At 51.1% G+C, this 23,818-nt stretch carries 17 protein-coding genes; 7 read left to right on the top strand and 10 right to left on the bottom strand.

Going from position 1 to position 23,818, the window contains the following annotated elements; all coding sequences use genetic code 11:
- Positions 1-229: 229 nt before the first annotated feature.
- The 3 genes from ACO6UY_RS08535 (at position 230) to ACO6UY_RS08525 (ending at position 2,611) form a co-directional block, all read left to right on the top strand.
- Positions 230-1,258: a metallophosphoesterase gene (locus ACO6UY_RS08535; protein WP_422447323.1), complete on the top strand. Its 1,029-nt coding sequence runs from the start codon at positions 230-232 to the stop codon at positions 1,256-1,258.
- A 275-nt stretch (positions 1,259-1,533) separates the two neighbouring features.
- Positions 1,534-1,740: a hypothetical protein gene (locus ACO6UY_RS08530; protein WP_422460440.1), complete on the top strand. Its 207-nt coding sequence runs from the start codon at positions 1,534-1,536 to the stop codon at positions 1,738-1,740.
- 241 nt (positions 1,741-1,981) lie between these two features.
- Positions 1,982-2,611 carry a hypothetical protein gene (locus ACO6UY_RS08525; protein WP_422489631.1) on the top strand — a complete coding sequence of 210 codons (630 nt, stop codon included), beginning with the start codon at positions 1,982-1,984 and terminating at the stop codon, positions 2,609-2,611.
- A 221-nt stretch (positions 2,612-2,832) separates the two neighbouring features.
- On the opposite strand, the gene ACO6UY_RS08520 is transcribed toward ACO6UY_RS08525, so the two are convergent.
- From ACO6UY_RS08520 to ACO6UY_RS08505, 4 genes are read right to left on the bottom strand one after another with little or no spacing between them, the layout of a single operon-like run.
- Positions 2,833-3,879 carry a Wadjet anti-phage system protein JetD domain-containing protein gene (locus ACO6UY_RS08520; RefSeq protein ID WP_422447317.1) on the bottom strand — a complete coding sequence of 349 codons (1,047 nt, stop codon included), beginning with the start codon at positions 3,877-3,879 and terminating at the stop codon, positions 2,833-2,835.
- A 6-nt stretch (positions 3,880-3,885) separates the two neighbouring features.
- On the bottom strand, positions 3,886-8,322 hold the full coding sequence (locus ACO6UY_RS08515) for a hypothetical protein (RefSeq protein ID WP_422460444.1): 4,437 nt from the start codon (positions 8,320-8,322) through the stop codon (positions 3,886-3,888).
- Positions 8,323-8,324: 2 nt separating this feature from the next.
- On the bottom strand, positions 8,325-9,218 hold the full coding sequence (locus ACO6UY_RS08510) for a hypothetical protein (RefSeq protein WP_422460446.1): 894 nt from the start codon (positions 9,216-9,218) through the stop codon (positions 8,325-8,327).
- A gap of 2 nt (positions 9,219-9,220) precedes the next feature.
- The gene (locus ACO6UY_RS08505) at positions 9,221-10,690 is read right to left on the bottom strand and encodes a hypothetical protein (RefSeq protein WP_422460448.1); all 1,470 of its coding nucleotides are present in this window, start codon (positions 10,688-10,690) and stop codon (positions 9,221-9,223) included.
- 183 nt (positions 10,691-10,873) lie between these two features.
- Here ACO6UY_RS08505 and ACO6UY_RS08500 point away from each other — a divergent pair, with 183 nt between their 5' ends.
- The gene (locus ACO6UY_RS08500) at positions 10,874-11,767 is read left to right on the top strand and encodes a WYL domain-containing protein (protein WP_422447309.1); all 894 of its coding nucleotides are present in this window, start codon (positions 10,874-10,876) and stop codon (positions 11,765-11,767) included.
- Between the two features lie 199 nt (positions 11,768-11,966).
- Here ACO6UY_RS08500 and parE read toward each other — a convergent pair whose 3' ends face one another.
- The 3 genes from parE to ACO6UY_RS08485 all read right to left on the bottom strand — a co-directional run bounded on the left by parE (position 11,967) and on the right by ACO6UY_RS08485 (position 15,093).
- A complete protein-coding gene (gene parE, locus ACO6UY_RS08495; protein ID WP_422460485.1) occupies positions 11,967-13,859 on the bottom strand; it encodes a DNA topoisomerase IV subunit B in 1,893 nt (630 codons plus the stop codon).
- Between the two features lie 74 nt (positions 13,860-13,933).
- Entirely contained in the window at positions 13,934-14,551 is a 618-nt protein-coding gene (locus ACO6UY_RS08490) for a YqiA/YcfP family alpha/beta fold hydrolase (RefSeq protein WP_422447307.1), read from the bottom strand.
- A complete protein-coding gene (locus ACO6UY_RS08485; protein ID WP_422447305.1) occupies positions 14,548-15,093 on the bottom strand; it encodes a TIGR00730 family Rossman fold protein in 546 nt (181 codons plus the stop codon). The genes ACO6UY_RS08490 and ACO6UY_RS08485 overlap by 4 nt, the downstream gene beginning before the upstream one ends.
- A gap of 303 nt (positions 15,094-15,396) precedes the next feature.
- Between ACO6UY_RS08485 and ACO6UY_RS08480 the strand changes: the two genes are divergently transcribed.
- Positions 15,397-16,071, top strand: a complete 675-nt coding sequence (locus ACO6UY_RS08480; RefSeq protein ID WP_422447303.1) for an ERCC4 domain-containing protein — start codon at positions 15,397-15,399, stop codon at positions 16,069-16,071.
- Between the two features lie 31 nt (positions 16,072-16,102).
- Here ACO6UY_RS08480 and focA read toward each other — a convergent pair whose 3' ends face one another.
- A complete protein-coding gene (gene focA / locus ACO6UY_RS08475; protein ID WP_422489629.1) occupies positions 16,103-16,957 on the bottom strand; it encodes a formate transporter FocA in 855 nt (284 codons plus the stop codon).
- A gap of 319 nt (positions 16,958-17,276) precedes the next feature.
- Here focA and ACO6UY_RS08470 point away from each other — a divergent pair, with 319 nt between their 5' ends.
- Together ACO6UY_RS08470 and ACO6UY_RS08465 are read left to right on the top strand one after the other, a co-directional pair.
- The gene (locus tag ACO6UY_RS08470) at positions 17,277-17,780 is read left to right on the top strand and encodes a hypothetical protein (RefSeq protein WP_422447299.1); all 504 of its coding nucleotides are present in this window, start codon (positions 17,277-17,279) and stop codon (positions 17,778-17,780) included.
- Between the two features lie 336 nt (positions 17,781-18,116).
- The gene (locus ACO6UY_RS08465) at positions 18,117-20,024 is read left to right on the top strand and encodes an ankyrin repeat domain-containing protein (protein ID WP_422489627.1); all 1,908 of its coding nucleotides are present in this window, start codon (positions 18,117-18,119) and stop codon (positions 20,022-20,024) included.
- 878 nt (positions 20,025-20,902) lie between these two features.
- Here the strand turns inward: ACO6UY_RS08465 and ACO6UY_RS08460 are convergent.
- Positions 20,903-22,366, bottom strand: coding sequence for a S41 family peptidase (locus ACO6UY_RS08460; protein ID WP_422460487.1), 1,464 nt, complete (start codon positions 22,364-22,366; stop codon positions 20,903-20,905).
- 122 nt (positions 22,367-22,488) lie between these two features.
- Positions 22,489-23,652: a murein hydrolase activator EnvC family protein gene (locus tag ACO6UY_RS08455; protein ID WP_422460488.1), complete on the bottom strand. Its 1,164-nt coding sequence runs from the start codon at positions 23,650-23,652 to the stop codon at positions 22,489-22,491.
- Between the last annotated feature and the right edge of the window lie 166 nt (positions 23,653-23,818).

Here is a 23,818-nt window from a genome sequence, read left to right as displayed (position 1 = left end):
GTAGTGAAAGTTTAATGCCTATCTCAAGTACAAGTGCTGATACCGCACTGTCTATTCTGGCTGTTATTTTCTTTGTTATCATGTTAACCGGGTTTGCCATTAATACTGGCAGTCAATATTTACACAACAACTGTTAGATAACTATTGAGAAGGCGACTACTCTGTTGACATTATCTGCGTTTGGCTGCTTTCTAGCATTGAAAATTCACCACTCTCCGAGGGTTATCGGTTGTTTAAGCTGTTTTTGTCCAGCGTGCTGCTATTTTTTGGCATCTTGCCACTAGCCTATATCAGAAAGAACCTCATTATTGAAAACGAGTTGTATGGCCTGTTTTTTGGTAATTATGTCTATCTTGCACACTACTTGCTGCTTACTGTACTGATACTGCTGATCGTTCATTATCTGATAAAGCCTGTGCCGGTCTATCTTCGAAAATGGATTATTGCCGCTTCGCTATGCACAGTGACTGTCATTGGTTATATCAGCTATCGTTATACCGATGTCGTTCATACCCAAATCACTGTTAACAAAATCGCTGATAGAGAACAGCTGCGTATCGCCTTTATAAGCGACCTCCATCTTATGCCAACGTCCAACAAACAGCTGTTTGTGGATATGGTAGCGAAGGTTAACGCTGAAAATCCCGACATCATTATGTTTGGTGGCGATATTTTTCAGGACAGCCATACCAACGTTAATGAGGGATACAAAAAAGTTTTTGCTGAATTAACAGCAAAACATGGTGTCTATTCGATTCTTGGTAATCATGAATACTACGGTAACGATGTGGATGGTAATGTTGCCTTTATCAAGAATTCAGGAATTGAGATTCTGCACGATGAGGTACTCACTATTGATGGCATTCGCTTAATTGGCCGCGATGACATCGGTAATAAGTTTGCCGTTACCAATCGGATGAGTCTGAAAGAAATTTATGAGCGCGACAATGTTCAAGCCAGTGATCCGATCATTGTCTTTGACCATAATCCCGTCTCTATACCAGAAAGTATTGAGAACAAGGCCGATCTACAGGTTTCCGGTCACACTCATGCTGGCCAGTTTTTCCCTTATAATCTGATCTTGCGTCGAATGTACCCGAACGTCGTTGGCCATAAAGTTATCGACGGGCTGCACACTATCGTCACCGCTGGTGTTGGCGTGGGTTGGTGGAAAATCGTTGGGCCATGGCAAATGCCCTACCGATTTGGCACCAGAGGCCAAATTAATATTATTGATGTGAGCTTCGCAGCACTCTAAACAAGGCAGTTGAAATAAAAAGCAACGAGCGCAACAAGCCCTGCCAGACTTGTCCTGTGCAGGTCTTTTGGTCGCAATAATACAGTCATTTGCCCGTTTCCAGGGTGGTGTATTGTATTTAGGACTGGCATAAAGGCAGCTTGAGCCTTGAATCATAACAACGAATGTTGCGCTCGTTGCGGTTTTAATCAAGAGTGAATAACCTGGGGGCTTGTTGCAGTTAACAAAAACCTATCTTAGTTACTTGAACCTATTCACAATGAGTAAGTTCTGTTGTGAATGATCGATACTCCATCTCTCAGGCCGCTGACCATTTAGGGGTATCCCCTTCTCGCTGGGAGGCTTGTGGAAAACTCGTGCCTGAGCCTACTGTCGGCGGTCAACGACCTTACAGCGCCAGTCTGTTAATGACGAAACAGTCTCCACAGGCACAGCGCAAAACGGTGGGTTTCCAGTCATACCAGAAAGAAAAAGACCTGTAGTGGCAGCAGGAAGTGCTTTCGTTCTATTGCGCCTCTAAAGGCTGGCAGTACGAGATCATCAGTGATCTTGGCAGTCACAAAAAACAGCAGCTGATGGAGAAATTGAGCAAATTTGTAGAGGAAACCGGGTAGCCATGAGCGAAATAGACTCGTTTCTGACTGACAGCCTGTCACTGACCTTCCAGACCCGCCTGAACGTCTCCGCTGCCCAGAAGCCGCCCTGTCCGCTATCGCCGGGCTGATGTCGTCCATCGAACGTGGGTTATATGCACAGTGCCGTAAGGGACAATCATTGGCTTCCCTGAAAAACAAGACCATTGCCCGCTACCGGATTCCTGCCCGGTACTTTAATGCAGCGAAATCCAGCATTGAGGGTAAGATTCGCTCAGTCATATCCAACCTGGCAAACACTGAAGACAGTTACCAGCGTCGCATCTGGTCAAAGCATCGGCACATAGAGAAACAGACAAAGACACTGAACAAAGAAGAAAATCCTCAAAAGCGCGCTCAACTGCGCTTTGGCCAGCACCAGTCTAAACGACGTCTGTCAACCTTAAAGGCTCGCCTGCTTCGTATACGGCAGAGGTTGGAAAGCAATGACCCGGCTATCTGCTTTGGCTCCAAAGTCCTGTTTAAAAAACAGTTCCACCTGGAGAAAAACGGCTATTTTGGCCATAGCGAGTGGCAACAGGACTGGCAGGAAGCTTGGCTTAAAATCGGGCTTTGGCGTAGCCGCTCACCGCTCAAGAATCTTAAAGACTCTATAGGAACGGAATCTCATAGCAATTCTCCAGCAACCTATGAAGTAAGTCCCTTGTTGATATGCCTTGGGCGGATTACTACTTCACATCAGGGCTGTAGAGCTAATTAAGGAGCTGTCCTGAAATAATTTCCACATTTCTGGGTTTCAAAACTACGTTCGTCCTGAGTGCTGAGCTTGTCGAAGTATCGAAGGGCGTGAACTCCGGCCTCATGTATTGTGCCAATCACCCTTCGATACTTCGACAAGCTCAGCACTCAGGATGAACGGAGATCGAGTTCAAAATGTGGAAATTATTTCGGGACAATTCCTAAGATTGTTACCTGGCCACTTCAGATGTCAGCCACACCTTCTTGTGGTAGTCGTTGGTGGCCTGCTATCAACGCCTTCATTTCGCGGATAACAAAACGCGGCATCCAGTCGCATAGCGCCTCAAAATCAAATCGCTCGTTGTTTGCATTGCCCTCGGGCGTCATTAAACGATTGAGGATCAGCGCATGGTAAAGCGATTCATCCAACTGTAGAGATATGCCGTAATCATCAAGTAACTTGCAATGCAGTTGGTGGGCGATTTTCAAACCGGCCACATCCAAGTCACCAAAATAGAGCAATTGCGTCACTTGCTCCGACTCAAGCAGCTGAGATACACGCTCCGCCTGACCTGATACCTTGTTACCGGCACCATAAACAACCAGGGACCATCGTGTTTTGTCACGATTAATTTGGCACAGCCTGTAATACACGTCAGAGTTCTCAACGATCACAGCCGGAAGGTCGGGACGGCCTGATGTTTCATACGGCAGCGGCGGCGCACGACGGATAGCACCCATGTCAGCCAGTGTCAGCAGGACATGCTTCCAGCCATTGGCAGGCATGGAGTCCAACGTTTTTTCATCGCTAAAGATCAATAGCGAGCGCTCACGGTGCCCAAGCGTACCCGGGAATAGTGGCTTATCCCGTTCAGTTTGGCGAAACAGGTATGCATTCAGCCGCTGCAGACGCTCCTTTACCTGCACTGTTACTGGGCCGGTAATTCGTCCTGCCAGCCAGGGATGCCACGCGATCTCTTGCGCTGTCTTTACGGGGGCGCTGATACCGTTGTACACAAATGCACTGGGCAGACGTAGGCCCCGCCAATAGGGTTGCCACTTAGCTTCGTTTTTGGGCTGAGCTCGCCAATCACCCGCAATCAGCTCTTTAATCGCCTGACGCAGCAAATCAGGGATGTCATGGCTTCGTGATTCCTGCTGATGGGTACGTAGCACCTCTTCTAGTACTGCCTGGGCTTTCACAGTGCGGGCGCTTTTGCCAGCCATACGGCGGTGTTTATGGGCGGTCGACTCCAACCGGGAGAGCCACGTCGTTACAACATTCATCATAGCCCCCTACAAGACCGGCTCAGGCTGAGGTTTAGCGGCCAACGAGGCAGCCCATAAAGCTTGGCGGCTATTGTCAATAGTAACCAGATCCCGCCTTTTCAGCTTCTGTGTCTTATTCAGAAAAAGATGGTTATCAAACATCGACTGGGCGTTTTCATCAGAAATGCCAGTCAGATAAATGAGCTGAATGTTGTAGGCCCGGGCCATCTGAGTTTGAATGCGCAACAGGTCATCGGCATTCGACTTGCCAAGCGGGTTATCCGCCAGCAAGAAGCCTGCGCCTGAAATTCCAGTGTCATACTCACGTACTTTGCCTACCGTCACAAAGAGCAGGAAGGCCGAGGTGAGGAGCTGGCCTCCTGAGCCTTCAAGCTGAGTGATATGAGTCCACTTCGGGCGGCTAGCGTTGGTCTTCAACATGCGCACATCCAGATCCCCTTCGCTCAATACCGACTGAACCAGGTCAGCTGTAAGTACGTCTCGGTTGGGGGAGCGGGGTACTTGCCCCTTGGCGATCCAGTGCTGCAGGCGGGCGCTAGCAAAACTTTCGAGGTCTGCAGGAAGATCATTCAGCCGGTCCGTCATCTTCAGAATAGCGCGGCCAGGCAACACAGGGCAGTTGTCCGGTATTCTAACCGACTTGGCGCGCTTCAGAAGCTTGATGGCTCGATCCAGATGAGAAGTCAGTTGCTTAACGGTCAGCTTAATCGAGCGCTGGAACTGCTCCAGACTGTCCTTCACCGCCTCATACACCTCTGCTATCCCAGTGTCTACACGCTCCAAATCGCCCAGCACCTCTCGCCAGGTGGCGATGGACTCCAACCGGTGCAGGTATTCCTGACTGGCCCGATCATCTGGGTTCTTGGCGGATTCTTCCATAATCCGATTGCGATAGTGCCCCCAAACGATGCCTACTTGCGTTTCTTGCACCTTCAGCGTCTTTTCCAACTGCGCATACCTTTGGCTCTCAGTGCGCAGTGCATCCACATACTCGGCTATATCCAGAATCTTGACGGGCAGACCTGCCGCAGGTGTCGGTGTGTAAGACTGAATCATCGCCTGAGCGTTATCGGCCTTGTGAAGTTGCTCTTTCACAGCCTCTATATCTTTGGAAAGGAGCTTCTGCCGTTCCGCCAGGTGATTAATTCGCTCCTTCGCTTCCCTTAGGGCTGCATTGGTATCAGAAAGGGTTGTTTTTATCGTCTCAACCTCAGTGGGCTTTTCCGTCCACACAAAACCCTCGACTAATGCCTCGCGAGTCTCTTCACATTTCTGTCTAATATTTTGCAGAGTTGCCTGCGCCGTGATTTGTCGCTTCGAGCACTCTTGCTGTTGCCTCTCAAACTGTGTGATCCGGTCATTGATCAGCGCGAGAGCACTGCTGGCCGCAGCTTGAACATCACCCAAGTGCGTGCGGTAGGCGGAGTGAGTGGATAATTGATCATGCGCATCGTTCTGTGCCTGCTCGGCTTTTTCCCGCTGGTGCTTAAGTTCCGTGACCTTATCACCTTGGGCCGCCTCAAGTAGCTGCTTCTGTGCCTGAACGGCAGCGTCATGTGCATCTTGCGGGTTCCGATCAGCTCCACCTTCGGTTGCCAGCACTCCTGAATAAAGGGCTTGGTTACTCAGGCTGGCCCACTGGTCAATCTGAAAGCTGAGCCGGGTTGCCTCGGATCGGTCCCTTTCTGCTGCCTGTTCGGTCTGCTTTAACTCGTCACTTTGGGTCTCAAGGGTATCCTCGCACCGCTGTTTCTGCTCATTCAACTTCGCTAGTTTTTCTATTGCTGTGTTGCGCGCAGCCCATTCCGTTACCACAAAATCATCCAGAGTGTCATGGAATTTTTGGGCCTGCTGGTGCTGTTGTTGAGCACTTTCAAAGAGTGCTTGAGCTTGACCTTTTGCATCACGCAGCTTCTGCTCATGCTGTTTCGCCTGCTCCAATTTTTCTACCATCTCCGCCAGTGCGGAGCGAGCCTGATCTAGCTGATTGACCAGGTTCGACCAGTGCTTCCCGTATTGATCATTGTGCAAGCGCCAGTCACCCTTGAATGCCTCCAGCATCATCAGGTCACGCTCTGCCTCCTCCACAAGAGTCTCTTGCGAAACGACAGCTTGTTCCAGCTCCTGAAGCCTTGCCTCGTAAGCCGCCTGGCTATAGCCGTATTTATCGGGATTAGAAAGTACCGCCTGTACTGAGTCGGGTGACCCGCCCAGGAGATCCTTCGCCTCATCGAGTCGATGAATGGCAATCGGCACTCCTTTCCATGGCAGCGTGTCGCTTAGTTCGCTGACCTGTGCGAACGTTGCGTCATCCAGCGCAACCAGACTCAGATAGCGGCCCGGATTTTGGTCGATCACCCCCGCAATACGTTCCGCATCGTCATTGAAGGCGGAGGCGAGGTATCGAGGGAAGGCCCACAGCTTTTCACGCGCAATGCCCGCCGCGTAAAACCCCTCAAGCGCCTTCTTGATCTGCTTGGTGACCATTTCATGGCCCGTCTGCTTTAGCTCATCCCGCTCGTGCTGGGCGGCCAGCAGGCGCTGCCTAGAGACCTGCAGCGTTTGAGTATCGGTTTCCAGTACCTCATCGATCCGCAATCCGCACTGCGCGCTGTGCCAGTTGGCATCTTCAAGATCAAGGGCACGCTGAGTCAGCGTGGGAAGCGTATGGTAGTTACTAGTCAGCGCCTGTGCGCTGTCCACCCCCTCCTGATGCTTTTGCTCGACCTGGGTGAGTGTGTTCTGGGCTTGACTGCGTGCAACTTCGGCTTGACTGACCACAGAATAATGCGCCTCAAGGACCTGCTCAGCCTTGTCTGCATCGATTTTGGTTTGCGCCTTATGTTCTGCGGCATCTTGTAAGAGCGATGCCAATCGGTGCTGCGCTGACGCTGGGGTTTCATCCCCCTGAATCAGGCCATCCTCGCGCAGCGAATCCCGCCGCAATTCGCCTTTACGCCGGTCCTTTCTGCACTGCTTACTCTCAGCATTCAGACCACCTAGCTTGGCCCTCAAATCGCCAATGGACTCTCCAAGAGTCTGAATTTGCGTTTCAAGCGCTGCCAGCTGTCCCGTGACTTCAGACTTCTTCTTTTGGTGACCACTTATCGCTCGCCGCAGTACACCTAATGCCTCGCCAGCCGCGCGGTCGAAGATAACCTGCAGTGGTTTTTCCGTCTCGCTTTGGAACACCTGAAGGTCATTAACCGATTGGCGGTAGCGATCTTTCGCCGTTGCATAGGTTTTGTAATCGATAGCAGCATGCGCAATCTCTAAGTGACACTGATGAGAGTCCGCTTCATCATTGAGTTTGTCGACATTACGCTGTTGTTCGTTCAATTGATGTTGAGCAAGATCATGTTCGAGAAGCACCTTGCGTTTTCTATGCAGAACACGGTCAGATGTCGCTTGATCAGCCTCTTCCTGCAGCCTTTCAGACTGTTCCTTCAGACGGGTGTGCTCTGCCTGTGTACTCTCAGCAAAGGCTGTGAGGTCTCGCATAGCCTCGCGAAATCCTTCAGCCATTTCCTGCTGCTGCGCTTCTGCAGCCTCGAGTTTATGAGCCGGTTCAAGGAACTTCCGCCAGTTAGACAACACATCTCCCAGGAAGGATTCGTTACGTCGAATCGCTTCCAGCTCCCCCTGACGATGGACCTCGTGCGTCACCAACTCGCGTAGCTGTTCAGTTGTGTCCTTGGACATACTGCACGCAAAGAAGGCACCGAGAAAATCCTGTTCGGTCTTATAGTCGATGAATTTAGTTAACCCGCCCTCTTCAGAGTTGAAGGTCACCATGGTCTTGATAAGATCAACGTTGATCTGTTGCTCCACTAGAAACTCGCGCCACTCTTTATTTACCCGAGTCTTGCGCCAGTGCATACCACCGTCACCACCTGCCTTCTGATTAAGCCAACTCTCAAAACTGTGCAAGGTGTTAGCGTAGGGGCGCAACTCACGACTACGCTCGGCGCGTGAGTATGAGGGCACCTCATCAAACGGTGCATCCAGCAGGCTGTCGGGAGCGTCGCAGATAAAGAATAATCGTTCCACCTCATTCCCATTGCGCTGATGAGCGTGCCCCAGCAGCAAGGTTTGGCCGTCCTCATTCACCATCTCCACCAGGATGACGGACAGCTCCCGATAGAAGTAATTTTTATAGTGGTATTGGCTCTTGCGGCGGTTGGCCAGGTATTGAGTGAAGTCGTTGACAGATGGCTCAAAGACAGATAGTAGCAAGGCGATGTAGGTAGACTTTCCACCCCCGTTCACCAGTTGCTGATAGGTACTGACCACTGCCTTTGTATTCTTGGCAGGGGCTCTGCGCACTGCATCATCCGGCAGTTCGGAAGCTTGGGCGAGGCCGATGTAATTCAGATTGAGGTCCTTGTAGAAAGCCTCTTCGTGACCAGCGCCATCCATATAGACCCGTTTGATCAGCCACATGATCAAACCTCCAATTTGTGTTGTGTTTCTGCGGTTTCGATAGAGGCAGGCTGTCCTCCGTCCTCTGCGGATTGAGGATGATCGACTGATGTCGTCGCCTCAGCATTGCCTGGGGCAGATGGCTGCTCCTCTGTTGCAGGATCGATATCCATCACGAAGCGCACTGTCTCTTCAATGCCTGTATGGCGCAGATAGTGTTTGAGCTTCTGGGTCGGATACCAGTCAGATTCTCCCGACAGGCTGCTGTCCTCAGCCAGAAAGCCTTCCTCCTGCAGCAACTGTATCCAGCGCATTGCCATCTCAGTTTGCGAGCGAATACTGGAGACGCGCGCCACCTTTTCGTCGTAGATACGGGGGATGCGCTCTTCCTGCACAAACCGGGCAGCAAGGAGCAGGCCATCCACCGCCCCATCTACCTCGGCCTTGCGCTGCGCAATAACCTGATCGGCTACATCGTTGAGCTTGGCCACCACCGAGGCTGCACTGGTGCCTCTGACTTGACCAGACTCAACCCGAACCGAATCAGGGTTAGGAAACATGTCCGCAAGCAACGCGATAAGCGTCAGGCCTGCAAAGAGGCGCTGCTCCTTGCGCTCTTTGCCCATCTGCTCAGTGGTCACATCGTGTAGCAGGCGCTTATTAAGCCAACCCAGGGTGGGGGCATACGGACCACGACCATTGGCGGTCAACAACACCCCATAGCTCTCGTGCATACCGAGATAGTTCAACTTCATGCCAGCCGCGATGCCACGAATAATTTCCATAAACAGGACATCACCATGGAGTTCCAGAGCCCGCTGAATCGCATCATCAGCCATTTTGTATCCCAATGAGCTCATGATCGCTTGCGTGGCGATCTCGGCGTAGCGTTTAGCGTGTTGATCTGCGTCGTACATAACTACTCCTCGAGGGTCGGTACAGGGGCTGCTGTCAGCAAGATGATGTTGTCGGCTCGCCAAAGAGCTGATTCGATAGGGGTGTCGTCCACATCTACTTCAATGGAGGAATCGTTGTTGGTCGCCAAGCTGCCGATATGAAGCAAACAGACCTGCTGCTCCTGTTCGGATAACTCACCCTCCTCGTAGGCATCAAATACGTCTGCAAAACTGACTTGGCCCTGCGCTTTCAGACGGCTGGACACCCAGCTACTGCAATGACGGATCACCGAATCGGGAATGCCTTGCAGACTGGTTTCTATCGCCTCGGGTTGTTCGGTGGGGTCCTGGATCTCGTGTGGCAACACCTGATCGAACTGATCGATGTAGAGGTTCAGCACCAATTCCAGATCAAGCAGGGTGTGGCAATCATCATATTGGCAGCGCGGGGCCAGCAGGCATGCAACTAAGTCGTCCATGCTTTGTTCAGCTGCCGTTGGAGTGTGGGCCAGCAGAGGCTTAAGTGCGGCTTTTTCAAGTGTCTCCCGGAACAGGGTATTATCCCTCGGAATGATCAGCTTTAGACGGGCCTGCTCAAAGTCCTTGTTCACATCATGCAGGCAGTCCTGATAGCTCAGCGTGAAAGTGCTGACGTCGGCGAAGATTTCCTGCGCCTTGCGCAGCTTATTGAGCTTATCGGGGTGCAGTTCTGAGCGGCCATCGGCAAGCATTTCTGTGATGGTGGCGAGTGTGCTCTGGATATGCCCAAGCACCTCCTCGGTCTTATCGAAGGAGTCGCTGAGAATTGGCCGGATGTCCTGTGCGTAGGATGCACTTAAATCACCTGCCTGGGCGGCGCGCACTTTCATTCGCATACCAATCAGGTATTGCTCAAGTTGCCGCTGGGTCGACTGGATCTGGTGCACCGCTTTGTCGATCTCGCCACGACGGATAGTCTTGAGGGTGCGCCAAGCCAGTATGGCGGCACGTTCGATTGGCGTTTCATCAAGACGAAGGGTATAAAACATCATCCCCTCATCGGTCAGTGACCAGAGGATATCGTCTGAGCCGACAACCTGGTCATGACGCACCAGTCGAACCACCTGCTCGTCAGAATGTGCACGTTCGGTAAAGTCATAGAACCGCAGACGGAAAGGATCCTTGATCGCGGCGAAAATCTTGCCGGCTACCTGCACATAGCTAGCATCATTGTGTCCAGGATACGCCTCTCGCATGTGTTCCACTAGGCACAGTTCCGCCTCTCTACGGGTCATACCCGGCTGTCGCTCACGGTCGGTGTAGTACAGCATGGCGTCAAATAGGTACATGATGGCCGCAAGGACATCAAAGTCGATTCCGTCGAACGGCTTGCGTTGTAGGGCGCTGTAAATTGAATCGAGCGTTCGTACAACGAGCAACGCATGAGACTGAATGGTCAGTTCTCGACGCGCCATCGGTTCGTTGCGAGCTTGCTCCAGAAACTCTAGCGACATAGCATTCTCCGACTGAGAAGACGCCACTATAGCACCACGCAGTAACTCAAACAAAGATACTTTGCATAATATGATCTACATGCAATATTATTTGTCCTGAAATAAGTCAAGCCATATACTGGTTCCGAGTATCGGTTAGATCTCGAATTACACTCCGTCCACCAACGCCGAACAAAAACTGGTATGCATTACTCAACGTTTCTCGGTCAGCACAAAACATCGCTCAGTCATGCGCAGTGGCTGCGCTTACGTTATATCGAGCGTCAGTTGCTTTGGGAGCGCAAGGTCACATCGCGCATGATTGCAGATGAGTTTGGCGTCTCTGCGCAGCAGGCCCGGACTGACGTACGAACCTATTTGGAGCTGGCACCTGGTAACGTGGTTGACCAAAGCGGTAGCCGCAAGGGGTATTTTCCCAGCGCCACATTTTCGCCTGTATTGCTGGGGGAGAATGACCTGGTATGGCGCGCGACGGCAGAGTTTCAACCGCCGCAAGCGGCTCATGTGCAGGAAATCCCGATTATTCATCGCGCGGTACCCAGCCGCACTTTGTCGGTTTTCCTGTCTGCGATCGAGCAGCAGGGTCAGGTGCACGCGACCTATGCGTCCATGGAGAATCCGGAAGGTACGCCTCGAAGGCTGACCCCCGCAGTCATTATCACCGTCAACGGACGACAACATGTACGCGCTTATGATTGGGGCAGTTCGGCGTACAAAGACTTTGTTCTGGCACGATTCATAGGCGTCCCGGAAATAATTACTCCTGCCGAAGCTCCGCTAATTGAAGACAAGGCATGGGATATTGCGATCCCTGTGCGCTTTATTGCCAATCCTGCGCTGAGCAAGGCGCAGCAGAGGGTGATTGAGCAGGACTACCTGCTTGAGCCCCGCGAATTCAGCATTCGCGCGCCGATGATTTTTTATTTATGCCCCGAGAACAACCTACCCAAAACCGATGGCGAGTATGCGGAGGCTACTGATCCTAATGGCCACGGACCCTCCGTTTATCCGGTTCTTGCTGTTCACGCTCAAACGGGTGAACCCATTCACAAGTATCGTTGTGCGGGTGAGCATTAGAGTGTACTTCCCACGGTTTGGTAAACACTTCTGGGTACGCTCTGAGCTTAGGAACTCAGGCCATGAACAACCGTGATAAGATTCAAACTGGTAGTAAACTGATCGGTTACAGCCTCAATGTTTATCTGGAATTTTTCAGCAGTTTTTCTACTGCCCTTTTGCGTTTGTACAAAAATGAATAACGTCGATCTACCATCATTTAAGCAATTTCAACCAGATTCCCCCTGGACTCCAACCAGGTCTTGCGGTCCGAACTGCGCTTCTTGGCCAGCAGCATGTCCATCCGCTGAGTCGTCTCCTGCTCATTGTCGAGGGTCAACTGAACCAAACGACGAGTGTCTGCAGACATGGTGGTTTCACGCAACTGCAGAGGGTTCATTTCGCCCAGTCCCTTAAAGCGTTGCACATTGATCTTGCCTTTCTTTTTCTCAGCACGGATGCGTTCAAGAATGCCTTCTTTCTCCGCTTCATCCAGGGCGTAATAGACGTCCTTGGCCACATCAATCCGGTAGAGCGGAGGCATGGCCACATAAATATGGCCGCGTTCCACCAGCGGGCGGAAGTGTTGAACGAACAGGGCGCAGAGCAGGGTCGCGATGTGCAAGCCATCGGAGTCCGCATCGGCCAGGATGCAGATTTTTCCGTAGCGCAAACCATCCAGGTTATCCGATGCCGGATCAACTCCCAGGGCTACGGAGATATCGTGTATTTCCTGGGAGGCCAGTACTTCTGAGGAGTCCACTTCCCAGCTGTTGAGGATTTTACCCCGCAACGGCATGATGGCCTGGTACTCACGGTCACGGGCTTGCTTGGCAGAGCCGCCCGCCGAGTCCCCTTCCACCAGGAACAGTTCGGTCATGCTCAGGTCCTGACTGGCACAATCCGCCAGTTTACCCGGTAGTGCTGGCCCCTGGGTCACTTTTTTACGGGCGACCTTCTTGGCTTTGCGCATCCGTTTCTGGGCATTGCTGATGCAGAGTTCTGCCAGCAGTTCAGCTTCAGCGGTATGCTGGTTCAGCCAGAGGCTAAAGGCATCTTTTGCCACACCAGAGACAAAGGCGGCACACTCTCTGGAAGAGAGGCGTTCTTTGGTCTGGCCGGAGAATTGTGGGTCTGCCAACTTGGCAGATAATACGTAGGCGCAGTTTTCCCACAGGTCATCGCCACCGAGTTTCACGCCACGGGGCAACAGGTTCCGGAACTCACAGAACTCCCGGATCGCTTCCAGCAGGCCGGTTCTCAGGCCATTCACATGGGTGCCGCCCAGCGGGGTGGGAATCAGGTTGACATAGCTTTCCGTCAGCAGTTCACCACCCTCGGGTAACCATTGGACGGCCCAGTCTACCGCCTCGCTTTCCCCTTTCAGGGAACCGGTAAAGGGTTCAGCGGGCAGCACGGCAAAGCCTCTGGTGGCACTTTTGAGATAGTCATTCAGGCCATCTTCGTAGTACCACTCGGTCACGTCTTCAGAAATACGGTCATCAAATTCAACCCGCAGGCCAGGGCAAAGGACTGCCTTGGCCCGGAGAATATGCATTAGCCTTGGTACGGAAAATCGTGGGGAGTCGAAGTAGCTGGCATCGGGCCAGAAACGAACCGTTGTTCCGGTATTGCGACGTCCGCAGGTGCCGGTTTCGTGAAGGTCTTCATCCTTGTAGCCATCTTTAAAGCTGATGGCAGAAACAACGCCGCCACGGCGAACGGTCACTTCCAGATGGCTGGAGAGCGCATTGACCACAGAAACACCCACCCCGTGCAAACCACCGGAGAACTGGTAGTTCTTGTTGGAGAATTTACCACCGGCATGCAGGCGGGTGAGAATAAGCTCAATACCCGAGATGCCATGTTCCGGATGGATATCGGTGGGCATGCCACGGCCATCATCCACTACTTCCAGAGACTGGTCTTTGTGCAGGGTGACCTTGATATGGGAAGCAAACCCTGCCAGAGCCTCATCCACACTGTTGTCGATGATTTCCTGGGCAAGATGGTTTGGCCGGGTGGTGTCGGTGTACATTCCGGGGCGTTTGCGCACCGGGTCGAGGCCACTGAGTACCTCAATCGCCTCGGCATTGTAGTCGTTCTTTACCATGAGTCCTTGCTGACTGATCGCTTTATGATGTAAAGCGTGAAAATGGAGAGTGTAACGAATCGACGGTGATTTGTTCAAACGGATGTCGGAAAATCCTGTTCCAGAAAGTCAAATATTTCTGGTAACACGGTCTCAAAATGATCAAAAGTGTGGCTGCCACCTTCCTGTACGATCGCTCTGCATTGCTGATATTTTTCCACCGCCAGGCGGTAGTCCAGGGTTTCATCGCCCGTCTGTACCATAAGCAGTGTGTTGTCCGGTGATGCTGGTGGCTCTGTTTCCAGAAGGAGCAGCTGCTCAACATACTCTTCGGTCATAACCCAGTCGGCTCCCGTATGGAAGTTTTTCTGGGGGCCGAGAAAGGCTTCGAATCGTTCATGGGGAACGACGGCCGGGTTAATCAGCACCAGTCTTGCCTTTTTCCGGTGGCCATTATCCAGTAGCCAGCGTTGCAGCCAGGTTCCCAGGAAGCCACCAAGGGAGCTGCCAATGATGTAGATATCCCTGAGGTTCAGCGACTTTTTCAGGTGGCTCTGTATACACTGCACAATATCCGATGGAAAAACCGGCAGATCTGGTATCCATAATTCAATATCCAGCCGGTTATCCCGGACATACCCGGTGGTTTGGATAGCCTTGCTTGACTGGGATGAACTGTTCAGACCATGCAGATAAACCAGCAGCGGCTTCATATTTTTGCCCCTATCATTCTATTCACCAGTTCTGCCGGGGAGTGGTCAATCACCAGCTGTTCAAACCAGTAGCGGGTGATAAAGCCTTCATCCACGGCATTCTCCAGCCAGGCCACCAGGTGATCATAATAGCCAGCCGTATTCAGAATGGCGCAGGGTTTACCATGGTAGCCTACCTGCTTATGGGCAATTTCCTGAAACAGTTCATCCATGCTGCCAACACCACCGGACAAGGTGATAAAGCCATCCGCCAGCTCACCCATGGTCTGCTTGCGCTGGTGCATGTCCTGCACATGGATCAGTTCGCTCAAGCCTTTATGGGCCTGCTCCTGTCCGACCAGGGCATGGGGAATCACCCCAACCACCGTGCCACCTCCGGCGATGGCTCGATCAGCGATAGCGCCCATCAGTCCAACATTACCACCGCCATAAACGATGGTGATGCCTTGCTCTAACAGCGAGTCCACCAATGCCTCAGCGGCCTGACGGTACGCTTCCTTACGACCAGACCGGGCACCGCAGAAGATTGCCACTGACTTCATTGCTTATCCCTCTATTTCTCTGCATGGCAATAAGTAGCTAACCATATGAAATCATATATTTCTGACTCCTTGTTCAGGCACTCCCGGCAACCGCTCCTGCGTTGCTCTAGCTCCTGCATCCATGCAGTCGTGCTTCGTTACAACTCCGGTCACATAGCTACGGCTATGTTCCCTCCGTTGTGCCTCGCATAGCACCTGCCCAAGTAGCCAGAAATATGTGATTCCATATGGCCAGCTACTTAGCAAGCATACACAATTAGCTATACTGCTGCCTGTCCTAATGATCAGAATAACGCTCATACCATGCATAATATCGTGATTGACATTGATTATCGGGAAAGGGCTTCAGGGATTGTTGACATACTGCAGGGGCGGGAAGGGATTGTTGTGAACACCGTCTCTCTTGATAGTGGAGATTATAAAATCAACAACGACTGGCTGGTTGAGAGAAAAACGCTGACCGATCTGGCGGCCTCCATTATTGATGGTCGGTTATTTCGGCAGTTGAGCCAGTTTAGTTTTCCTTATCGCAAAGTATTACTGATTGAAGGAACTACTGACATGTTGTGTTCATCGGGTATACGACGAGAGTCTATTCAAGGGGCTCTGGTCACAGTGTCACTGTATTTTGGTATTCCCGTACTTCGTTCCATGAACCCGAATGAGACTGCTGCATTATTGATTATGGTGGGGCGACAATGGAGCAAGTTCAGAGGGCTTATGAATTCTGCGGGTATGGGGTCCCGGCCTGTTCCATCTAAAAATCCGGTCCGGCAATCGTTAAATATGCTGCAGTGTTTGCCGGGTGTTGGCTCGCTGAAAGCCCGGGCTCTGTTGCAGAAATTCGGTTCGATTGAAGCGGTCTTGCTGAGTTCGGTTGAAGAGCTGGCACAAACCAGGGGGATTGGCAGAAAAACAGCGCAGGGCATCAAGCAGATGTTGAAGCATTCCTACGCTGGCAAAGCTGAAACTGAATGACCACATCATAGGTCATTCAGTTAAACCTTGATTAACCTTTAACACGAAGGTGCACAAACCACTTGCTCAAACCCACCATCACACCACCACCAATGATATTACCGATGGTAACCGGCAGCAGATTCATAAAGATGTTGCCCAGGCTGATCATGTCGAAATCGGCAGCGGTGTAACCAATCGCCTGCCAGAACTCAGGGCCAGCCACAGTCTTAACCATGTAGCCCACTGGCAACAGGTACATGTTGGCTACGGAGTGCTCAAAACCCGCTACCACAAACGCCGCTACCGGCAGAATGCAGGCCATCATTTTACCCGCAGCTGTGCGTGCACTCAGGGTCATCCAGTAGCACAGGCAAACCAGCAGGTTACAGAGAATACCCAGAATCATGGCCTGGAGGAATGGATGGCCCAATTTGGCCTTGGCAACATACATGGCAGAGAGGCCTACCTGACCATTGCCGCCTTCCCAGACCCCGCCACCAATAATCAGCAGGGCAAAGAGAATAGAGCCGATAAAGTTACCAACGTAAACCAGCCCCCAGTTTTTAACGATGTTACGGAACTTCAGTTTACCCGTTGCCTTGCCCATCAGCAGCAGAGTACTGCTGGTAAACAGTTCGGCACCGCAGAGCACTACGAGCATCAGGCCGGTACTGAAGACAATACCACCCACCAGTTTGGACATACCGTAAGGCATGCTTTGGGCACCGGCCATCACTACGGTATAGAACATGCCGGCAATGGCAATAAAGATACCGGCCATAATCGCCAGGATCATGGTTATCTCAGGGTGTTTTTTGGCTTTGCCTATTACTGCCTGCTCAGCCAGCTTTGCCATTTCCGCAGGAGGAACCGCACCATAGTTGGGCATATTTTGAACTTGCATGGGGTTATCCACAGCCAATCGATGTTGGCGCTAAGTCTACCAGTGAGAAGAATCGGGTATCAGAGTGGTAAATTCATCGGGTATTACGAAAAATACTTAGTACATGGCGTGAACACTTCATAAATTGAATCAATGAACAAAAACAGTGCATTAAAAAATAGATAGAGTTTGTGCAAAAGAACAGTTGCTTCTTGTGATAAATACAGCGACGATAAAATGAGTTGTGTTATAAAAATGCTGTTCAATATCCACAGGCATCGAGCATACCGTTTTCCGGTTCTTCACACACCAATGGAGAAAAGGATGGAGGGAAAATGCCATGAATAGTCATCTGCTGATCATTGCCCTGGGAGTCACTGTTCTCGGCTCTGCGCAAGCAGACGACCATGGGCAGATGCCTGGTGATGTTGAACTGCTGCCGGAGCAACACGCGGCAGAATCCCCGGATAAGCCCTCTACCTTGGAACTGAGCAACCAGTCATTAAGCCCGGCTGATAACGCCAGAGGCCTGCGCATTGATTATCAGCCTTTTGATAACAACTTCAGTATGTCGGCTGGCAGTTTTCGCCATGCGGCAAAAGATTCACAGAATTCACGCTACAACAACAAAACCTATCTTGGTGTAGGTTGGAAGAAAATGGTGGATCAGGCAAGGCTGGGTGTTCGGGTTGATATTGGTGCTGTTTATGAAAATAATGAAGGCAGCAATCTTGCCGCCCCTACGGTTAACAGTTTGAAATCCATCTCAAGAAACAACGTTGATGAAACGACAACTGCCCGCTGGCAGCCTGTGATCAGTTTTGGGGTTTCCTATCGTTTCTAGCGCATCCAAGCCTTAATACCCACGCATCTTCACACCTGCAGAGGACGGCCTTTGACAGTCCATTTAAATGGCTTGGCCATCCTCTCATTGAAGAACTCAATAAAACCGTAGAGCCGTACCTTCAGGTCCTCTTTGGAAGTGAAGCTGTTCCTTTTCAAAAACCTTCTGACCAGGATGGAAAACCAGATTTCAATCTGATTCAGCCAAGACCTGCTTGCGTCTCGTGTTTTCGTGTCACATCAAGACAAAAATCACCGACCTCGGATAACAAGGCGGAACTTTTTTACAGAGCGATTGCTCTAAGCATCCACCTATTCGGACAGATGGCAAGTTACCATGCAACCACTAAATACCGGGGGTTACCCTGGCTTGCTACCAGCCAGTGCTGCCGGAACCTCGAAAACTTCGGAGAAAGTAGACGACACTTATTTACCGACCTATGCAAAACAGATTCCCCGTATCTCTGTTCCCGACGATCCGGGAATATCCGGCAGAGTCGGGTTACAGCCCACTTATGGTCATAATCTGTCTGTGGCCGTGCAATCCGGAGTCAGGACTGACGGTCTGGCTGCTGCAGGAACCGGCGACAACCGTTGTATGGTCGCACATTGCACCGGCGCTGCCAGTAAGGTCCCTCTGAATTGTGCAGTTGAGTGCGGGGATATCAATATGGTGGCATGGCTGTTGCGCAATGGCACCGAGGTTAATGGCCGCGAGGAAGGGTTGCGGAAGCAGCATAAAGCCCTCAGGTTCCCCGGCAGAGAAGGGTTTACCCCATTGACCCGGGCAGCCATGTACGGGTTAGTTGACATCGCGAGGTTACTGCTTGAGTCTGGAGCTCGTGTTGACCACCCCGATTGCAAGGGCATGACGCCACTGGCCACAGCTGCGGCCTTGGGTAACACTGAACTTATGCAACTGTTGATTGATTGCCAGGCGGATATTAACAGCAATACCCTTGGCTGGCCGACTCCCCTGACTCAGGCTGCCAGGAACGGACAGGTCGGGGCGATAAGCCTGTTACTGGAGCATGGAGCGGATATTTACAGCTTTGCCTACGGAGGCGGAACGCCACTGACTCAGGCTACCATGCATGGGCATACCGAGAGCGTACGAATGTTGCTGACTATGGGAGCCGACGCCAACAGTAATAGTTCTGGAAGGGGGACGCCACTGTGCAAGGCTGCGGGCAAGGGTTATATTGAGATTGCCCGGCTACTGGTGAGTCATGGAGCCAACATTAACAGGTTTGATGGCGGCTATTTCAGGTCAAATTCCCTGAGCGAAGCTGTCAAGCATGGGCATGTTCAGCTGGTTAAGCTGTTGCTGGAACATGGTGCGCATTGGCAAGGTCCGGGTATGGAGAAAGGTCTGCTTAGAGTAGCTGTTGAGAAAGGTTGCATCGAGACCGTGAAATTGCTGTTGAAGCATAATGCGGATGATGTAAACGGCGGAGGGTTCAGACCACTTTCACCACTGTCAGGGGCAGTCAAAAAGAGGGATATTGATTTAGTGAAACTTCTGTTGCAATTCGGTGCAGATCCTGATTGTAATGCCTTAAGTGGTGTCTATCCCCCCAATCCGCTGGCCACTGCGGCTGAATTTGGGCGAATTGAATTTGTTGAACTGCTGTTGCAATCCGGTGCCGATGTTCACGGCCATACCTTTGGGAAGAATTCGCCCTTGACGCTTGCGGCGGCTGCAGGACATTACCAGGTGGTGCAGTTATTGTTGCAGCATCAGGCGGACGTTCATAGCCGTACCAAGGGTAATGGTACTCCGTTGACACAGGCGGCGGCTCAAGGGCATTACCAGGTAGCGCAGTTATTGTTGCGGCATAAGGCGGATGTTAATAGTCACTCCTCTGGTCTTGCTACTCCTTTGACGCAGGCGGCTATTGCAGGGCATTACCAGGTGGTGCTGTTATTGTTGCGGTATAAGGCGGATGTTCATAGTCGTGACGTTAGAGATGGTACTCCTCTGTTCTGGGCCAACAAACGAGGGTTCTGGAAAATTGCTTTTGAACTGATCCACTACGGCAGCTGTCCAGAGAGAAGCCTGTCACCGAATGTTATCAGTACAGTCACTCAGAAATTTGGCTTCAACCCACAAGAAACTACTCTCAGTCTGGAAAGTTTGTGCAAGAGGAAGCTGCATGATTTGCTTGATAGACGAACAATATCTTCTTTAAATTTGCCTTATGGTTTGAAAAATGCACTTCTGAAGGAAAATTTTTTCCCATAAGTCCATGGCCTCCGCAGTTCAGCTGCCTGGCTCCCTTATAACCAGAGCGACAGATTCCCACGTTCCACAAAAGAACCTGAAATCAGTTCATGTCCCGGACAGCGCCCAGTCAGTAACCGGATTACCCCCTGAACTTCTTCATCTCGCCTGGGGGCATCTTCCGCTGCGGCGTCATGATAGATGATCGCCAACGACAACAGGTTTTTTCAGATTCAGAGAAATACATCAGATCGAATTTCTCCAGTAGCTCGATGTACCACATCAGATTGTTCCGGGCCAATATATGGCAGCAGGTGTGATCCGGCTTCCTTACCCCATAAAAATGGAACATAAAAAGGAACATCCCACTTTCACCACCAAAATAACGTAATCATTTGATTTTGAAGCATATATTCTATTCGAATATATGGTTGGCACGATATTTAATCGTTTAAAATCAAAATGTTACCAAGGGGTGGTGAAGGTCGGAACATAAAAAGGACACCCACTTTTATCGGTCGAAAAGTCTATGGGTGTCCTTTTTTTTTCTGCTTTTTTTTTTCTGGGTTAACAGTTTGAAATCCATCTCAAGAAACAATGTTGATGAAACGACAACTGCCCGCTGGCAGCCTGTTATCAGTTTTGGGGTTTCTTATCGTTTCTAGTGCATGGTTTCAATGCAATTGATGGGCTCTTTCCTTGACCTCCAAACTCCGTTCGTCTTGAGCGGAGTCGAAAGGCGTAAACTCCATACCCTGAATACTGTGCCAATCACCCTTCGACTCCGCTCAGGGGGAACGGAGATTGTACGTCAAAATCATTGAAACCATGCACTAGTGCAGATAGGCGCTAATACCACACCGCTATCAGGAACCTCGGTAACGAGGCACAGTCGTCTTCTATGGCGTGGTTTTCATTGGCTTAAGCGCAGCCGTCTTCTTTTCTTCCGGCTTAACGGCAGTAATCGTATTAATGTGCATCCCTTTTAATACATTCAACGCCTGATTCAGCTGATAATCCTGGGCCAATAGCTCCGCTGCCTCTTTCTCTGCCTTACTGGCCCTGGCTTTCTTACTGTTGGATGAATCATCTTTATTGCCATTGCTGAGATGTCGTTGCAAATCGGCTTCCTTATACTGCTGAGGGGCATCAATCGGGGTTACTTTGGCACGCTGGACCAAAATATCCGGTTTAATTCCTTCGGCCTGGATGGATCGACCATTGGGCGTATAATACAAGGCAGTGGTCAGTTTTAATCCCTTGGCTGCATCAACACTCAACGGTAAAACGGTTTGTACCGACCCCTTGCCAAAAGACTCGGTTCCCATCAGCACAGCTCGCTTATGATCCTGCAGGGCACCGGCAACAATTTCGGAGGCTGAGGCTGAACCGCCATTGATTAACACCACCAACGGGACGCCCTCTGACGGGTCATCAACCGATGCGCTAAACCTCAACTCAGAGTTTGGAATACGACCTTTGGTGTAAACAATCAACCCTTCGCTGATAAAGGCATCGGTAACGCCAACCGCAGCCTGCAGCACACCACCCGGATTGTTGCGCAGGTCAAGAACCAGCCCGTTAAGCTTGCCGTCTTTCTGTGCTTGCTTGAGTTCTTTCAAGGTATCCACCAGCTCATGGCCGGTATCCGCCTGGAACTGACTGACACGAATATAACCATAACCCGGCTCAAGATGTCTGGCCCTGACACTCTGGACTCGGATAACCGCCCGTTCCAGGGCAATCTCAAGGGGCTTCTCCACACCCTCACGGACAATCGTCAGCTTGATCGGGGTGCCTGCCTTACCGCGCATCTTATCCACCGACTCTCCCAGGCTCATTCCCTTAACCGATACATCATCCAGCTTGATAATCAAATCCCCGGCCTGAATGCCGGCTTTTGCGGCAGGTGTGTCATCAATGGGGCTCACCACCTTGATAAAGCCATCTTCCATGCCCACTTCAATACCCAGGCCACCAAATTCTCCGGAGGTATTTTCTTCCAGCTCTTTGAAGTCATCCGGTTTCAGATAAGCAGAATGAGGATCAAGCCCGCTGAGCATTCCCTGAATGGCATTTTCCAGCAACGTCCTGTCATCGACTTCCTCAACATAGGCTTTTTTGATGCGTTCCATGACTTCGGTGAAGGCCCGAAGTTCATCAAGCGGCAGCTTTCCTTTTGGCTGCTCACCGTGCCCTGTGTCCTGGTCTACTGGAGACTGGCTGTTGATTTCAGCGGCAGGAGCCTTTGGGGGCTGTTCTTCCTGAACAGCCGTATCAGCCCAGCCATTGAATGCCAGTCCGGTAGCCAGCACCAGGGCCGATGCCTTGATAAGCCGGTGGAGGTTAAAAATCAAATTCATGAATGCTCCCGAGCATTATTTAATTCAGTGAAGTATAGAAATTACTTATCGGTATCACCGTTTGAAACTACACTGAGTTCGGGATACTCTCCGACAGTGGTACATGGTTTGGATTCCCTTACTCACTTACGGCCAAGCCATAAAGATGGGTCTTGGGGTTTGCCCTTCAGGCGCACTTCAAAATAAACGCCCTCAGTCTGCTGCCCTCCACTTTGACCACTCAACGCCAGTGGCTCACCCGCCAGCACCGTATCACCTTCCTGCCTGAGAAGGGTGTCATTGTGAGCGTACAGCGTCAGGAAATTATCACCATGGTCAACGATCACCAACAGGCCGTAACTGCTCAGCCAGTCGGCAAAGATAACCCGGCCATCATGCACGGCATTAACTGTTGTTCCGGAGGTTGCGGCAATAAACATGCCCTGCCAGCGCATGCGTGTTTCCGGATTCTGATCGTTGAACTTAAACAACACGCGTCCTTTTACCGGCCATAACAGCTTGCCTTTACGATTGTTGAAAGACTCACTGTTACCGAGCTGCCGACTGATAATACTGGCCAGCACCTTATCCAGCTTTTCTCGCTCCTGTTCCAGCTGTTTAAGCGCTTTTCCTCCCTTTTGATAACGACTCGCCAACTCACTCAACCGCTGTTTACGTTCAGACTGCTGTTTGACCAGGGACTGCTTTTTCTGGTCAATCACGGCTTTTTCCTGATTCAGTCGGGAGAGGAGGGTTTGCTGGTCATGTTCCACAGATTTCAGTTCCGCAAGGGTTTTCTCATACTCACGGATAGACTGAAGTTGTGCCTTTTGAAAGTAATCAAGATAAACGAGTTGTCGGGAAACACTGTCCGGATCTTCCTGGTTCAGCAATAGCTTGATGCGGCTGTCACCCAGACTCTTATAAAGCGATTGCAGACTCCGGGCAACCTGAACCTTTTGTTGTTCACTCTTTGCCGTCAGTCGCTGCTGACGGCTCTGGAGCTTTTTTATTTCGCCCTGCCCCTCCTTAAGGCGAGCTTCCAGCGTGATGATATCGGTGTTCAGTTGTTGAATGGCCTTGTCGTTCTTCTGCACCTGTTTCTGGGCAGAAGTTCGTGCCGCATTGAGGGATTCCAACAGCTCTTTCGTATGTTGGATATCACTTTCAATGGCTTTGATTTCTGCTTCGGTTGCCACCTGTTCATTACTGATACCCAACTGAGGAATGATTGAGCAGGCAGCAAACAACAGTGCTGTGAACATTTTTTTATATCTGCCCGGGAGCAGCGAATTGAAAAGCATCATGGGAGGTGTCTTTGGCTATTGGCGAAAATTCTAAGTAGTTGGCCAAATGGAATCGTATATTTCTGGCTAAGTGGGCAGTTACTATGCAAGGCACAACGTAGGGAGCATAGCCGTAGCTATGTGACCGTAGTTGTAACGCCGCAGAGTGACTGCCCACTTAGCCAGA

Source organism: Endozoicomonas sp. ALE010 (assembly GCF_049310165.1).
Classification (GTDB): domain Bacteria; phylum Pseudomonadota; class Gammaproteobacteria; order Pseudomonadales; family Endozoicomonadaceae; genus Endozoicomonas.
Note: the sequence above shows the minus strand (reverse complement) of the source record. Positions and strands in the feature narration are given on the sequence as shown.

Bases quoted from the DNA above. Each gene is read 5' to 3' on its own strand.
- ACO6UY_RS08525 (WP_422489631.1), top strand. From the start codon at position 1,982: ATGTCGTCCATCGAACGTGGGTTATATGCACAGTGCCGTAAGGGACAA.
- ACO6UY_RS08520 (WP_422447317.1), bottom strand. From the start codon at position 3,879: ATGATGAATGTTGTAACGACGTGGCTCTCCCGGTTGGAGTCGACCGCC.
- ACO6UY_RS08515 (WP_422460444.1), bottom strand. From the start codon at position 8,322: ATGTGGCTGATCAAACGGGTCTATATGGATGGCGCTGGTCACGAAGAG.
- ACO6UY_RS08510 (WP_422460446.1), bottom strand. From the start codon at position 9,218: ATGTACGACGCAGATCAACACGCTAAACGCTACGCCGAGATCGCCACG.
- ACO6UY_RS08505 (WP_422460448.1), bottom strand. From the start codon at position 10,690: ATGTCGCTAGAGTTTCTGGAGCAAGCTCGCAACGAACCGATGGCGCGT.
- ACO6UY_RS08500 (WP_422447309.1), top strand. From the start codon at position 10,874: ATGCATTACTCAACGTTTCTCGGTCAGCACAAAACATCGCTCAGTCAT.
- parE (WP_422460485.1), bottom strand. From the start codon at position 13,859: ATGGTAAAGAACGACTACAATGCCGAGGCGATTGAGGTACTCAGTGGC.
- ACO6UY_RS08490 (WP_422447307.1), bottom strand. From the start codon at position 14,551: ATGAAGCCGCTGCTGGTTTATCTGCATGGTCTGAACAGTTCATCCCAG.
- ACO6UY_RS08485 (WP_422447305.1), bottom strand. From the start codon at position 15,093: ATGAAGTCAGTGGCAATCTTCTGCGGTGCCCGGTCTGGTCGTAAGGAA.
- ACO6UY_RS08480 (WP_422447303.1), top strand. From the start codon at position 15,397: ATGCATAATATCGTGATTGACATTGATTATCGGGAAAGGGCTTCAGGG.
- focA (WP_422489629.1), bottom strand. From the start codon at position 16,957: ATGCAAGTTCAAAATATGCCCAACTATGGTGCGGTTCCTCCTGCGGAA.
- ACO6UY_RS08470 (WP_422447299.1), top strand. From the start codon at position 17,277: ATGAATAGTCATCTGCTGATCATTGCCCTGGGAGTCACTGTTCTCGGC.
- ACO6UY_RS08465 (WP_422489627.1), top strand. From the start codon at position 18,117: ATGCAACCACTAAATACCGGGGGTTACCCTGGCTTGCTACCAGCCAGT.
- ACO6UY_RS08460 (WP_422460487.1), bottom strand. From the start codon at position 22,366: ATGAATTTGATTTTTAACCTCCACCGGCTTATCAAGGCATCGGCCCTG.
- ACO6UY_RS08455 (WP_422460488.1), bottom strand. From the start codon at position 23,652: ATGATGCTTTTCAATTCGCTGCTCCCGGGCAGATATAAAAAAATGTTC.